The 12,439-nt window shown below is 68.8% G+C and carries 16 protein-coding genes; 5 read left to right on the forward strand and 11 right to left on the reverse strand.

Going from position 1 to position 12,439, the window contains the following annotated elements; translation table 11 throughout:
* Position 1 precedes the first annotated feature (1 nt).
* Genes C7389_RS10165 through C7389_RS10180 form a run of 4 tightly spaced genes read left to right on the forward strand, consistent with a single transcriptional unit; the run spans position 2 to position 4,339 of the window.
* Positions 2-1,831, forward strand: coding sequence for a methyl-accepting chemotaxis protein (locus C7389_RS10165; protein ID WP_133590975.1), 1,830 nt, complete (start codon positions 2-4; stop codon positions 1,829-1,831).
* Between the two features lie 51 nt (positions 1,832-1,882).
* Positions 1,883-2,710, forward strand: a complete 828-nt coding sequence (locus tag C7389_RS10170; RefSeq protein WP_133590977.1) for a CheR family methyltransferase — start codon at positions 1,883-1,885, stop codon at positions 2,708-2,710.
* Positions 2,711-2,714: 4 nt separating this feature from the next.
* Positions 2,715-3,215, forward strand: a complete 501-nt coding sequence (locus C7389_RS10175) for a chemotaxis protein CheD (protein WP_133590979.1) — start codon at positions 2,715-2,717, stop codon at positions 3,213-3,215.
* Entirely contained in the window at positions 3,215-4,339 is a 1,125-nt protein-coding gene (locus C7389_RS10180; RefSeq protein ID WP_133590981.1) for a protein-glutamate methylesterase/protein-glutamine glutaminase, read from the forward strand. The genes C7389_RS10175 and C7389_RS10180 overlap by 1 nt, the downstream gene beginning before the upstream one ends.
* 85 nt (positions 4,340-4,424) lie before the next feature.
* On the opposite strand, the gene C7389_RS10185 is transcribed toward C7389_RS10180, so the two are convergent.
* From C7389_RS10185 to C7389_RS10235, 11 genes are all read right to left on the reverse strand, one after another.
* The gene (locus C7389_RS10185) at positions 4,425-4,691 is read right to left on the reverse strand and encodes a hypothetical protein (RefSeq protein WP_133590983.1); all 267 of its coding nucleotides are present in this window, start codon (positions 4,689-4,691) and stop codon (positions 4,425-4,427) included.
* A gap of 75 nt (positions 4,692-4,766) precedes the next feature.
* Positions 4,767-5,315, reverse strand: a complete 549-nt coding sequence (locus tag C7389_RS10190; protein ID WP_211168343.1) for a Gx transporter family protein — start codon at positions 5,313-5,315, stop codon at positions 4,767-4,769.
* Entirely contained in the window at positions 5,296-5,685 is a 390-nt protein-coding gene (locus C7389_RS10195; RefSeq protein WP_133590985.1) for a NusG domain II-containing protein, read from the reverse strand. The genes C7389_RS10190 and C7389_RS10195 overlap by 20 nt, the downstream gene beginning before the upstream one ends.
* Positions 5,682-6,560, reverse strand: coding sequence for an RNase adapter RapZ (gene rapZ / locus C7389_RS10200; protein ID WP_133590988.1), 879 nt, complete (start codon positions 6,558-6,560; stop codon positions 5,682-5,684). Before rapZ ends, C7389_RS10195 begins: the two co-directional genes overlap by 4 nt.
* 91 nt (positions 6,561-6,651) lie before the next feature.
* On the reverse strand, positions 6,652-7,569 hold the full coding sequence (locus C7389_RS10205) for an MBL fold metallo-hydrolase (protein ID WP_133590990.1): 918 nt from the start codon (positions 7,567-7,569) through the stop codon (positions 6,652-6,654).
* The gene (locus C7389_RS10210) at positions 7,566-7,733 is read right to left on the reverse strand and encodes a DUF1289 domain-containing protein (protein WP_133590992.1); all 168 of its coding nucleotides are present in this window, start codon (positions 7,731-7,733) and stop codon (positions 7,566-7,568) included. Before C7389_RS10210 ends, C7389_RS10205 begins: the two co-directional genes overlap by 4 nt.
* A complete protein-coding gene (locus tag C7389_RS10215) occupies positions 7,730-7,909 on the reverse strand; it encodes a DUF1289 domain-containing protein (RefSeq protein WP_133590994.1) in 180 nt (59 codons plus the stop codon). Before C7389_RS10215 ends, C7389_RS10210 begins: the two co-directional genes overlap by 4 nt.
* Before the next feature lie 132 nt (positions 7,910-8,041).
* Positions 8,042-8,635, reverse strand: a complete 594-nt coding sequence (locus C7389_RS10220) for an LOG family protein (RefSeq protein WP_133590996.1) — start codon at positions 8,633-8,635, stop codon at positions 8,042-8,044.
* A gap of 13 nt (positions 8,636-8,648) precedes the next feature.
* Entirely contained in the window at positions 8,649-9,239 is a 591-nt protein-coding gene (locus tag C7389_RS10225; protein ID WP_133590998.1) for a 2-hydroxychromene-2-carboxylate isomerase, read from the reverse strand.
* A gap of 141 nt (positions 9,240-9,380) precedes the next feature.
* The gene (locus C7389_RS10230; RefSeq protein ID WP_133591000.1) at positions 9,381-10,601 is read right to left on the reverse strand and encodes an acetyl-CoA C-acetyltransferase; all 1,221 of its coding nucleotides are present in this window, start codon (positions 10,599-10,601) and stop codon (positions 9,381-9,383) included.
* A gap of 201 nt (positions 10,602-10,802) precedes the next feature.
* On the reverse strand, positions 10,803-11,246 hold the full coding sequence (locus tag C7389_RS10235; protein WP_133591002.1) for a MerR family transcriptional regulator: 444 nt from the start codon (positions 11,244-11,246) through the stop codon (positions 10,803-10,805).
* 151 nt (positions 11,247-11,397) lie between these two features.
* Here C7389_RS10235 and C7389_RS10240 point away from each other — a divergent pair, with 151 nt between their 5' ends.
* A complete protein-coding gene (locus C7389_RS10240; protein WP_133591004.1) occupies positions 11,398-12,426 on the forward strand; it encodes an MBL fold metallo-hydrolase in 1,029 nt (342 codons plus the stop codon).
* Positions 12,427-12,439: the final 13 nt, after the last annotated feature.

Consider the following 12,439-nt stretch of genomic DNA (forward strand, 5'->3'; position numbering starts at 1 on the left):
AATGCATCGCCTCGGCATCCTGGCCCGCTTCGCCCTGTTCGGCTTCCTGCCGCTCACCATCGCGCTCGTGATAGGCGCGGTCATACTCGCCATCAGCGAAACCAACCGCATCGGCGATGACGTCGCGCTGCAGTCCGAGCGCAGCGCCACCGCCATCATCAGCCTGCTGCAGGTCACCGACACGCTGACCGGCGAGCAGGTGAGAACCTCAATGAAGCTGTTCCGCGACCGCAGCGCCATGAGCGGCCCCGCCGCGCTGGCCGGCCGCGCCAGCGTCGCCGGACGCGACGTGCCGGCGCTGTTCTTCGGCAGCCAGGCGCAGACCGACGCCACCGCGCTGGTGGATCAGGTGACCGCCATGGCCGGCGGCACCGCCACCCTGTTCGTGCGCGATGGCAAGGACTTCGTCCGCATCGCCACCAATGTGCTGCGCGAGGGCAAGCGCGCCATCGGCACCGTGCTGGACTCGCAGGGCGCCGCCTGGAAAGCGCTCAACGCCGGCCAGGCCTACTACGGCCAGGTTGGCATCCTCGGCTCTCCCTACCTCACCGGCTACGAGCCCATTCGCAACGGCGCCGGCGAGATCATCGGTGCCTGGTATGTCGGCTTCAAGGCGGACCTGCCCATCCTCAAGGACCAGGTGGGCAAGGCGGAGCGCTTCGGCTCCGGCTTCGTCGCCCTGCTGGACGACAAGGGCCAGCCCTTCCTGTGGACCGCCGGCCAGGACGCCAAGGGCATCGCCGACCGCCTGGCCAACACCGCGGGCTGGACGGTGCAGCGCCAGCCCTTCCCCGCCTGGGGCTTCTCGGTGGCGGTAGGCTCCAACGATGCCGAAGTGCGCATGGCCGGCTGGACTCGCGCGCTGCCGGTGCTGATCGGCGGCCTGCTGTTCGCCGCCGCCCTGCTCGCCCTGCTCACCCTGGTGTTGCGCCGGGTGGTGCTGCGGCCGGTGCAGGAAGCGATGAACGCCGCCAACGCCCTGGCCGAAGGCGACCTCACGGTGCGAATCGAAGTGCGCAGCGGCGACGAAGTCGGCCAGCTACTGGCGGCGATGCAGAACATGGTGGCCCAGCTCTCCCGCATCATCAGCGAGATCCGCAGCGCGGCGGACAACCTCTCCTCTGCCTCGGAAGAAGTTTCCTCCACCGCCCAGTCGCTGTCCCAGGGCGCCTCCGAACAGGCCGCCAGCGTCGAGGAAATCTCCTCCACGCTGGAGGAAACCACCTCTTCGGTGGTGCAGAACACCGAGAACGCCAAGATCACCGACGACATCGCCTCCAAGGCCGCCGGCGAAGCCAGCGAGGGCGGCTCCGCAGTGAAGGAGACGGTGACCGCGATGCAGGCCATCGCCGAAAAGATCGGCATCGTCGATGACATCGCCTACCAGACCAACCTGCTGGCGCTCAACGCCGCCATCGAAGCTGCCCGCGCCGGCGAGCACGGCAAGGGCTTCGCGGTAGTTGCCGCCGAGGTGCGCAAGCTGGCCGAGCGCAGCCAGGTGGCCGCCCGCGAGATCCGCGAGCTGGCTGGCTCCAGCGTCAAGCTGGCCGACAAGGCCGGCCGCCTGCTGGAACAGATGCTGCCCAGCATCCGCAAGACTTCCGAACTGGTGCAAGAGATCTCCTCCTCCTCCGAGGAGCAGAGCACCGGCGTCAGCCAGATCAACCAGGCCATCGGCCAGCTCAACCGGGTTACCCAGCACTCCGCCTCCGCCTCGGAGGAACTGGCCGCCACCTCGGAAGAGATGGGCGCCCAGGCCCAGCAACTGCAGGAACTCATGCTGTTCTTCCGCACCGACGACAAGCGCCCAAGCGGCGCGCAGCGGGCATGAGGCCGGCGCCCGATCAAGCGGCGGCACCAGGCCGCCGGGAGACCCGCTGACATGGCCGCCCCCCCTCCCGCTCCGCCGCCCGGCAGCATCAGCGACCAGGACTTCGCCCGCTTCCAGCGCCTGCTCTACCAGCTGGCGGGCATCTACCTGGCGCCGTCGAAGAAGGTGCTGCTGGTCGGCCGCCTCACCCGACGGCTGAAAGCACGCGGCCTGAGCGAGTTCGGCGACTACTTCCGCCTGGTCTCCAGCGGGGAGGATCCGCAGGAACGCCAGACCATGGTGGATCTCCTGACCACCAATGAAACCTACTTCTTCCGCGAACCCAAGCACTTCGACTTCCTGGTGAACGAGATCCTGCCGGCGCGCCTGCCCGGCAATACCTTCTCGGTATGGAGCGGCGCCTGCTCCAGCGGGGAGGAACCCTATTCGCTCGCCATGATCCTCGCCGACAAGCTGGGCGACAACGGCTGGAAGATCATCGGCTCCGACATTTCCACCCAGGTGCTGGAACGCGCCCGCCGCGGCCACTACCAGATGGAACGCATAGACGGCATCCCGCAAGCCTACCTGCGGCGCTTCTGCCTCAAGGGCGTGCGCGAACAGGAAGGCAGCTTCCTGGTAAACCGCGAGCTGCGCGCCAAGGTGCAGTTCATGCAGGTGAACCTGATAGAGCCGATTCCCAACATCGGCCCCTTCGACGTCATCTTCCTGCGCAACGTCATGATCTACTTCGATCAGGAAACCAAGCGCAAGGTGGTGGCCAACATGCTGCCGCGGCTCAAGCCGGGCGGCTATTTCATCGTCGGCCACTCGGAAACGCTCAACGGCGTCACCGAGCAGCTGCACGCACTGCGCCCCACCATCTACGTCAAGAAGTGAAGCCATGGGGGCCGCCGAATGCTATCTGGGCATGGGCGAATTCCAGTTCGCCAACAGGCCGCTGCGCCTACGGACCCTGCTCGGCTCCTGCGTGGCCATCGTACTCTGGCATCCTGAGCGCAGCATGGGCGGCATGTGCCACTATATGCTGCCGTCACGGCAGCAGGCGCCCGGCATGCCCCCGGATGGCCGCTACGGCGATGAGGCCATGATGCTGTTCGACCAGGCCATCGCCCGCTACCGCAGCCAGGCTACCGACTATCGCGCCCAGGTATTCGGCGGCGGCAACATGTTTCCCAGACAACAAACGGAGGGCTCGACGCTGGACATCGGCCGGCGCAACATCGACACCGCGCGCCGGCTGCTGGCCGAACGCGGCATTCCCATCGTTGCCGAACACCTCGGCGGCTACGGGCACCGCAAGCTGGTGTTCGATGTGCATAGTGGCAAGGTCTGGCTGCTGTTCCAGGAAGAGAACAGGCCCTACCCCAGGAGACCTCAATAATGAATCCAATACGCGTGATGATCGTGGATGACTCGGCGGTGGTCCGCCAGGTCGTCAAGCAGGCGCTGGCCCAGGACCCTGGCATCGAAGTACTGGGTGCCGCCTCCGACCCGCTGTTCGCCATCGAGCACATGAAACGCCAGTGGCCGGACGTGATCGTGCTCGACATCGAAATGCCGCGCATGGACGGCCTCACCTTCCTGAAGAAGATCATGAGCGAGCATCCCACCCCGGTGGTGATCTGCTCCTCGCTAGCCGAGAAGGGTGCCGAGGCAACGATGAACGCGCTCGCCGCCGGGGCGGTCACCGTCATCACCAAGCCCAAGATGGGCCTGAAGCAGTTCCTGGAAGACAGCTCCAACGACATCGTGCACGCGGTCAAGGCCGCCGCCCGCGCCAATGTGCGCAAGCTGCAGAGCCGACCGGCCGCCGCGACCAGCCCCGGCAGCGCCACCGCGGCCGCCGGCTTCACCCCCCGGCCCAAGCTGTCGGCGGATGCCGTCATCGCCTCGCCCGGCTCCGGGCTGGGCAGCGGCGCCAACATGGTGCGCACCACCGAGCGCATTGTTGCCATCGGCACCTCCACGGGCGGCACCCAGGCGCTGGAGGCGGTACTGACGCGGCTGCCTGCGGTATGCCCGGGCATCGTCATCGTCCAGCACATGCCGGAGCGCTTCACTGCGATGTTCGCCGAGCGCCTCAACGGCCTGTGCAAGATCGAGGTGCGGGAAGCCCGCCACGGCGACCGCGTGGTCCCCGGCCGGGCCCTGATTGCCCCCGGTGGCAAGCACATGATGCTGTCGCGCAGCGGCGCCCAATACACGGTGGAAGTCGTAGACGGACCGCTGGTGAACCGTCACCGGCCGTCGGTGGACGTGCTGTTCCGCTCCTGCGCCAAGTTCGCCGGCCGCAACGCCCTGGGCGTGATCATGACCGGCATGGGCGACGACGGCGCCCGCGGGCTGAAGGAGATGCGCGACGCCGGTTCGCAGACGGTGGCGGAGGACGAATCCACCTGCGTGGTGTTCGGCATGCCGAAGGAGGCGATCCGCATGGGCGGCGCTGAAGCCATACTGCCGCTGGACCGCATTCCCAACGCCATCATGCAGTCGGCGCGGGACTGAAAGACGCAACGCTCCGCCCGCGGACGGGCCAGCCGGAGCACAACGGGCAACGGAGGCCGCGGCGCCCGGCAGGGTCTGACGGCGATCAGCCGGCCGAACGGCGCGCCGGCAGCGTCACCGCCCCGCCGGTGAGCGGCAGGCCACGCCCCTGACCCCGCCCGCCGCCCTCCCGGGCCATGGCTTCCCCGGCATACAGCGCCAGCAGCACGGCGCCGCCGGCCAGTAAAGGAGCCGCCATCGCCTTCGGCAGTTCCGCCGCCCTCACCATGCCCATCCCTGCCAGCAGGCCGAAGGCCACGCCGCAGATGGCCGCGAGCAGCGCGCTGGCCCATCTCCACCACCGTCCTCGCATCTTCCTCTCCAGGCTCCCGCAGGTCGTCCGATGCGGGTTGGAGACGCAGGTCGGGCCAGTGTTCCCGCCTGCGGCTCAGGGCTGCTGCGCGGCCGGCGCAGCCTTGTCGCCGCCTAGTTCCTTCAGCAGGCGGGCGGCGATAAGGCCGTTGGCGGTGCCGAAGACCACCGCTGCGGCGGCGAATACCGGCGTCAGGTAGAACACCCCGTCGTGCGGCACCAGCCACAGCCGCGCCACCAGCAGCTGGGCGCCGATGTGGGCGAAGGCGGCGACGATGCTCTGGCTCACCGGCCCGAACCAGCGCCGCGGCAGGTGCATTGCCAGCCCCAGCGCCAGCAGGCTGGCGACCGAGCCGGACAGGCTGAGGAAGAAGCCGGGCGCCAGGAACTGGCCCAGCAGCAGGCTGCCGGCCAGCACCCGCAACAGCGCCACCCACACCGCCTCGCGCCAGCCCCAGCGCGCCAGCACCACCAGGGTGATGATGTTGGCCAGGCCGGGCTTGACGCCGGGCAGCGGCAGCGGAATGGCCGCCTCCGCCACCGTCAGCGCGATGGCCGCCGCTGCATGGCGGGCGACGCGCCTGTCGTCGGCGGTGGGGACGAGTTCAATAGTTGAGGGAGTCATAGTCCGCGCCGCGCCCGGTGAGGGCAAGGCTGACCTCGTTGGGCGCACAGATGGCCACCGCGCCGGCGCGGCTCAACCAGCCCTGGCGCACGCAGTACTGGCGCGGGCCGGGGTCGGAGGCGACGCGGGCGCGGCCGGGTTCGATCTCGATGCGGGTCATGCCCAGCGGCCCGGGCACATCCAGCGTGCGGGCGCGCGACAGATCCACCTGGGCGAACACCTTGCCGCCGGCACGTATCACCGCGCCGTCCGGCGCGCCGCCGCGCCACAGGTGGAGCGCGGAATACACGCACAGCGCCAGACCCAGCAGGGCGATGCCGTAGTCGCCGGGACGCAGCAGGCCGCGCCAGGCGGCCAGGGCCGGGCTCACGCCGGCGGCGGCGCGGCGTCGCGGTCCATCGCCCGCCGCGCCGAGGAACGGTGGCGCACGATCACCCGGGCGTTGTCGCGGAAGCGCCGCGCCAGCCATTCAGCGATGTACACCGAGCGGTGCTGGCCGCCGGTGCAGCCGATGGCGACGGTGAGATAGCTGCGGTTGTCGCGCACATAGGCCGGCAGCCAGTTGGCGACGAAGAGGCGGATGTCCTCCGCCATGCGGCCGACCTCCGGGATCTTCTCCAGGAACTCGATCACCGCCGGATCGCGGCCGGTGAGCGGGCGCAACCGGGGGTCGTAGTGCGGGTTGGGCAGGCAGCGCACGTCGAACACCAGGTCGGCATCCATCGGAATGCCGTACTTGAAGCCGAAGGACTGGAACATCAGCGTCAGCCCCTCGCTGGCCTCGACGTTGATGAAGTCCTTGATCCAGGCGCGCAGGGTGTTGGCGTGCAGGTCGCTGGTGTCGATACGGTGGCCCAACTCGGCGATGGGCTCCAGCGCGTCGCGCTCGCGCTGGATGGCCTCTTCCAGCGACACGCCTTCGGCCGCCAGCGGATGGCGGCGGCGGGTTTCGGAAAAGCGGGCGATGAGGGCGTCGTCGCGCGCCTCCAGGAAGATGAAGCGCAGGTCGTCCACGATGCTGCGCAGGGCTTCCACCTGCTGCGGCAGCGCGGCGATGCTGGCGCCGGAACGCACGTCCACCGCCACCGCCACCCGCTTGTAGCCGGTGCTGCGCAGGTGGGCGACGAGTTGCGGCAGCAGGGCGGCTGGCAGGTTGTCCACGACGAAGTAGCTGGCGTCTTCCAGCACGTTCACCGCGATGCTCTTGCCGGAGCCGGAGAGGCCGCTGATGAGTACGATCTGCATGGGGAAATCAGGAGAGGGCGGGGGCGCCCCAACTATAACGCAGCCGCCCGGCGCGCAGTCAGCCGCGGCCGCCCTCCTGGCGCGTCTGCGCTCAGACCGCCAGCAGCGCGCCGCCCTCGCGGCGGGCGAGACCGGCGCGCTCCAGTTCGCCCACCAGCCAGTCGGCCAGCGCTTCGGCGCCCAGGCCGAGAAAGCGCCGGTCGGCCTCGCGGTAGAGCGGTGTCTCCGCCAGCAGGCGCGGCAACTCGTCCAGCTTCAGGCGGCGGCGCGCAAGCAGGTCGAAGGCAACGCAGGCGCGGATGGCATTGCGCGCCATGCGTGCGCCGTCGGCCTCGAAGGCGCGCAGGCGGGCATAGGCGCGGGCCATGGCATCGTCGAAGTCGGCAAAGGGCGCGCCGTGGCCGGGGATGACCACGTCCACCGCCAGCCGGCCTATCGCCTCCAGCGTGCGGCGGGTCGCGCCCAGGCCGTCATCGGTGCCCAGCACTTCGGCGAAGAGGATGCCGAAGCCGTCGCGCCATAAGGCATCGCCAGAGATGAGCAGGCGTTGCTCCGGGTTGTAGAACACCAGCGCGTCCATGTCGTGGCCGGGCGCGGCCAGCGCCTGCCAGGCGAGTTCGCCGGCGACGAAGCCGTCGCCTGCCGTCAGCACGTCGTCGTGGCGGAAGCGCTCGCCGGCTTGGCCGGCGGTGCTCAGCAGCAGGGCCGCCTCGTCCCAGTTCTCCACCGCCGCCGCCATGCCGGCGGGCACGCTGATGGCGCAGCCGAAGGCGCGCTGCAGCGCGGCATTGCCGCCGATGTGGTCGGAGTGGGAGTGGGTATTGATGAGGCGGGCGAGCTGCCGCCCGCCCAAGGCATCGGCGACCAGCGCCACCGTCTGCGGCGCATGGCTGAGGTAGCCGGAGTCGATCAGCGTGGCTTCGTCGCCATCGACCAGCAGCACGTTGTTGGCGGACAGCCAGCCACGTTCGAAAACCCGCAACGTGGACGGCAGGCGGGGGGCGCTCACCCTTGCCCGGCCGGCAACGGCAAGACGGCCGCCGCGGTGGCTTCCGGCTCGGCAGGCACGTCCTCCGGCTCGCCGTAAATCTCGTCGGTGCTGCGGCCGCAACCGTTGCAGATGCCGCTTTCCCAATCGATGTCGCACAGGCCCAGGCAGGCTTCGTCGCTCATTGCAACGTCTCCGTGGCCTGGCGCCGCACCGCCAGCGCGAGCAGGACACGGCGCTTGTCGGCGTCGCTGGCGCGGCTCCAGTTGGCGATCTCGTCCAGCGTGCGCAGGCAGCCCTCGCACCAGCCGGTGGCGGGATTCATGCGGCAGACGCCGATACAAGGGGAAGCGACATTCATGATGGCTCTCTGGGGCTGGGCGGGCCGGGCTGCGTCCGCGCCGCCGGCAGCGGCGGGAGCCGCCGCGCCGTGGCGACCGGGTCGGCCCGGCCTCATGCTGCTTGGTCTGTCTGGCGGCCGGCTTCGTTCCGCTTACAGCTGGCGCTCGTCGCGGATGCGCTGGGCGACCGCCGGCGGATGATACTGCCCCATCGCGCGCAGCAAGGAGCAGGGATTGTCCTCGGTGAGCAGCAGTCCACGGTTTTCCGGCTTCATGAAGCCCTCCTCCACGCCACGCTCCAGCATCTGCACCAGCGGCGCATAGTAGCCGGTGGCGTCCAGCAGGCCGACCGGCTTGGCGTGGAAGCCGAGTTGCGCCCAGGTGAGGATCTCGAACAGCTCCTCGAAGGTGCCCAGCCCGCCGGGCAGGGCGATGAAGCCATCCGCCAGTTCGGCCATGCGCGCCTTGCGTGCATGCATGGACTCGACGATCTCCAGCCGCGTCAGGCCTTCGTGGCCGACCTCCCAGTCCAGCATCACCCGCGGGATCACGCCCACCGCGGTGCCGCCGGCGGCCAGCACCGCATCCGCGACCACGCCCATCAGGCCCACCCGGCCGCCGCCATACACCAGTTCGATGCCCCGCTCGGCCAGCAGGCCGCCCAGCTGTTCCGCCAGCGCACGGTATGCCGGCCGGTTGCCCGGGCGGGAGCCGCAAAACACGCATATCCGTTGCAAACCGCTCATCCAGCACTCCAGGTCAAAATCCGCCGCTCTCCAGCCAGCGCGCGATCTGCGGCAGGCGGTCCGCCCCCCAGAAGGGCTCGCCGTCGATGATGACATAAGGCGAACCGAAGACGCCGGCCTGCAGCGCGGCCTTGCAGGCCTCGCGCAGCAGGCTGCGCGGCATGTCGCCCGCCAAGGCCGCGCGCAGCATGTCGGCATCGGCGCCGGCTTCGGCTGCGATCGCGCACACCGTTGTCTCCTCGGCGATGTTGCGCCCGTCGACGAAATAGCCGCGGAACACGCCGTGGGCATAGCGCCGCGCTAGTGCCTCGTCCTTCGCCTCCAGCAGGTAGTAGGCGCGCGCCGCCTGCTGGGTAGCGACCGGAAAGGGCTGGGGGGGCCGGAAGGGCAAGCCCAGGAAACGGGCGCTGCGGGCCACGTCGTGGTGAAAGTACTCGCCCTTCAGCGGCAGTTCGGTGACCGGCCGGGACTGTAGCTGGCGATAGACCACGCCGAGCAGATAGGGCCGCCAGCGCACCAGCCGGCCATGCGCAGCGGCGAGCGCATCCAGTTGCTCACTGGCAAGGTAGGCGTAAGGCGAGGAGAAATCGAACCAGAAGTCCATGCCAGTGCTCCTGCGGGCTCCGCGAAAAAACGGCCCTGCGCGGGCGGTGCGGAGGAGACAGTCTCCACCCCCCGCGCAGGAAGCCCAGAAAGCTTGCCGCCACCCCGGGCGCGGGAGCAAGCGGCCTGTAAGCTGGACCGCTCAGGCAGTGTCGGCCTCATCCACCAGCGAGATCGCCATCGCCGTCGCCTCGCCACCACCTATGCACAGGCTGGCGACGCCGCGGCGCATGCGGTGGCGGCGCAACGCGCCTATCAGGCTGACCAGGATGCGCGCCCCCGACGCGCCTATCGGATGACCCAGGGCGCAGGCGCCGCCGTGCACATTCACCCGCTCGTGCGGCAGCGCCAAATCCTTCATCGCCGCCATGGCGACCACTGCAAAAGCCTCGTTGATCTCCCACAGATCCACCTCGCCGGCCAGCCAGCCGGCTTTCTCCAGCACCTTCTCGATGGCTCCCACCGGCGCGGTGGTGAACCAGGCCGCAGCCTGGGCGTGGGTGGCGTGGGCCACCACCCGCGCCAGCGGCCTGCAGCCCAGCCGGCGGGCGGTGGATTCGCGCATCAGCACCAGGGCGGCGGCGCCGTCGGAAATGGAACTGGCGTTGGCGGCGGTCACCGTGCCGTCCTTGCGGAAGGCGGGCTTCAGCAGCGAAATACGATCCAGCCTAGCCTTCGGCGGTTGTTCGTCGGCAGCAATCTCGCGCTCTCCCTGGCGGTCGCTCAGCGTTACCGGTGTGATCTCCCAGTCGAAAGCACCATCGCGCATCGCCGCCTGGGCGCGGGTGGTGGAGGCCATGGCGTAGGCGTCCTGCGCTTCGCGGTCAAAGGCATAGTGGGCGGCGCAGTCTTCGGCGAAGCTGCCCATCAGCCGGCCACGGTTCTCCGCCGAGTAGGCGTCTTCCAGTCCGTCGAGGAACATGTGATCCAGCACCTGGCCGTGCCCCAGCCGCAGGCCGCTGCGGGCTTTGGGCAGCAGGTAGGGGGCGTTGCTCATGGACTCCATGCCGCCGGCCACCACCACTCCCGCGCTGCCGGCGAGGAGCAGGTCGTGCGCCAGCATCGCCGCCTTCATGCCGGAGCCGCAGACCTTATTCACCGTGGTACAGGCTACGCTCTGCGGTAGTCCGGCTGCCAGTGCGGCCTGCCGGGCCGGCGCCTGCCCCAGCCCCGCCGGCAGCACGCAACCCATGAGCAATTCCTCCACCTGCATCGGCGCCAGGCCGGCGCGCTCCACCGCTGCGCGGATGGCGACCGCGCCCAGTTCCGGAGCCGACAGACCGGACAACTCCCCCTGGAATGCGCCCAGCGGCGTGCGGGCGGCAGCAACGATGACGACGGCGTCCTGGCTGGCAGTGCTCATGCTGCGCTCTCCTTGTCCGGGATCGACACCCACGTCCGCTCCCGGCGGACCTCCAGCAAGCGCCGGTCCCGCCACGGCACCCCGGGGACACTTCCCTTCCTGCCCTGGCTCTCCAGCCAAGGCAGGCGGTTCGTCCTGGACACACTCTGCGACGCGCGTGTTCTTTACGTTTACGTCAACGTAATAAATCAAGCAAAAAAATCAAGCCGTTCCGACGTCCTCTATCCGCTCCGCCAGCGCCGCACGCGCCGCCGCCGCTCCCTCGGCGTTGTCGCCGAGCAGCGCGCGGCATTGCTGTTCGATCATGCCGATCTCCAGCATCACCGCTTCGATGTCCCGGCGCTGCTGCTCCAGGGCGGCGCGGCGCTCGGCAAGAAAAGCCAGCAGACGCTCGAGTTGGGGAGCAGAGTTCTTCACACCGTCATACATGCCGAGTAATTCCTTGATCTCGGCAAGCGACAATCCCAGGCGCTTGCCCCTCAAGGTCAGCATCAGGCGGGTGCGGTCGGCACGGTCGTATACCCGGCTGCGGCCAGCGCGCGCGGGAGAAAGCAGCCCCTGATCCTCGTAGAAGCGGATCGCCCGCGGAGTAATGTCGAACTCACGCGCCAGGTCGGTAATGGTGTAGGTTTGTCGGCTACGCATGGCATAAAGCCGGCCGGGCAAGCAATAATCCAACAAGCATTTGTTTTGATTGGAAAAATAACAATAATCTGGAAAAAGTTAAGCAGATTTCGCAGCTTTCGGCAATGTCCCCGCCATGCCGATGCGCTGCCAGCTACGGAGAGACACCCAAATGAACGCCCCCGCGCCCCTGCTCTATCCCTTCAATGATGCGCCCACTCCGGGCCACACCACCGCTGTCGCCCCCGGCGTGGGCTGGCTGCGCATGCCGCTGCCCTTCGCCCTCAACCATATCAACCTGTGGCTGCTGGATGACGGCCCGGCGGTGGTGGCGGTGGATTCCGGCTTCGGGCTGGAGGACATCCAGCACTGCTGGGAGCAGGTGCTGGAGGCGGACGGCCGGCCGCTGCGCGATCTCATCATCACCCACTGCCACCCGGACCACCTCGGCCTCGCAACCTGGCTGACCGCGCGCAATGGCGCCACCCTGCACATGACGCTGGGCGAGTACCTCGGCGGCCACGCCCTGTGGCACGGCCTGCCGGGCTACGCCATCGACGAGACGGTGGCCTACTTCCGCCGCAACGGCCTGGACGAAGCCCGCCTGGCCGCCCTCACTGCCCGCGGCAACGGCTACCGCGCCGGCATCCCGCAGATGCCCTCCTCTTTCCACCGCCTGTTCGACGGTGATCTGCTAACCATCGGCCAGAACGAGTGGCAGGTGCTGGTCGGCTACGGCCACTCCCCGGAGCACGCCAGCCTCTATTGCGAGGAGCTGGGCATACTCATTTCGGGGGACATGCTGCTGCCGCGCATTTCGACCAATATCAGCGCCTACGCGGCCACGCCTTATGACGATCCGCTGGGCTGTTTCCTCGACTCGCTGCAACGGCTGCGCAACCTGCCCGACGATACGCTCGTGCTACCATCCCACGGCATGCCTTTCAGGGGTATCCAGGCACGCGTGGCGCAACTCGTGGAGCATCATCGCGAGCGCTGTGCCGTGCTGGTCGACGCGTGCTCCACACCGCACACCGCAGGCGAACTGCTCGGCACCCTGTTCCCCCGCGAACTGGATACTCACCAGACATTGTTTGCCATGGGAGAGGCGATTGCGCACCTCAACCACCTCGCGAAGCAGGGAGAGCTCCGCCGGGTGGAAGGGGAAGATGGGCTCAACCGCTACGTCAAAAACAGTTGAGCGGCCCGCCCGG

The organism is Azoarcus indigens (genome assembly GCF_004361735.1).
Taxonomy (GTDB): Bacteria; Pseudomonadota; Gammaproteobacteria; order Burkholderiales; family Rhodocyclaceae; genus Azoarcus; species Azoarcus indigens.

Coding starts and splice junctions, on each gene's coding strand:
- C7389_RS10170 (WP_133590977.1), top strand. CDS start 1,883: ATGGCCGCCCCCCCTCCCGCTCCGCCGCCCGGCAGCATCAGCGACCAG.
- C7389_RS10235 (WP_133591002.1), bottom strand. CDS start 11,246: ATGCGTAGCCGACAAACCTACACCATTACCGACCTGGCGCGTGAGTTC.
- C7389_RS10180 (WP_133590981.1), top strand. CDS start 3,215: ATGAATCCAATACGCGTGATGATCGTGGATGACTCGGCGGTGGTCCGC.
- C7389_RS10240 (WP_133591004.1), top strand. CDS start 11,398: ATGAACGCCCCCGCGCCCCTGCTCTATCCCTTCAATGATGCGCCCACT.
- C7389_RS10230 (WP_133591000.1), bottom strand. CDS start 10,601: ATGAGCACTGCCAGCCAGGACGCCGTCGTCATCGTTGCTGCCGCCCGC.
- C7389_RS10220 (WP_133590996.1), bottom strand. CDS start 8,635: ATGAGCGGTTTGCAACGGATATGCGTGTTTTGCGGCTCCCGCCCGGGC.
- C7389_RS10165 (WP_133590975.1), top strand. CDS start 2: ATGCATCGCCTCGGCATCCTGGCCCGCTTCGCCCTGTTCGGCTTCCTG.
- C7389_RS10175 (WP_133590979.1), top strand. CDS start 2,715: ATGGGGGCCGCCGAATGCTATCTGGGCATGGGCGAATTCCAGTTCGCC.
- C7389_RS10215 (WP_133590994.1), bottom strand. CDS start 7,909: ATGAATGTCGCTTCCCCTTGTATCGGCGTCTGCCGCATGAATCCCGCC.
- C7389_RS10185 (WP_133590983.1), bottom strand. CDS start 4,691: ATGCGAGGACGGTGGTGGAGATGGGCCAGCGCGCTGCTCGCGGCCATC.
- C7389_RS10225 (WP_133590998.1), bottom strand. CDS start 9,239: ATGGACTTCTGGTTCGATTTCTCCTCGCCTTACGCCTACCTTGCCAGT.
- rapZ (WP_133590988.1), bottom strand. CDS start 6,560: ATGCAGATCGTACTCATCAGCGGCCTCTCCGGCTCCGGCAAGAGCATC.
- C7389_RS10210 (WP_133590992.1), bottom strand. CDS start 7,733: ATGAGCGACGAAGCCTGCCTGGGCCTGTGCGACATCGATTGGGAAAGC.
- C7389_RS10190 (WP_211168343.1), bottom strand. CDS start 5,315: ATGACTCCCTCAACTATTGAACTCGTCCCCACCGCCGACGACAGGCGC.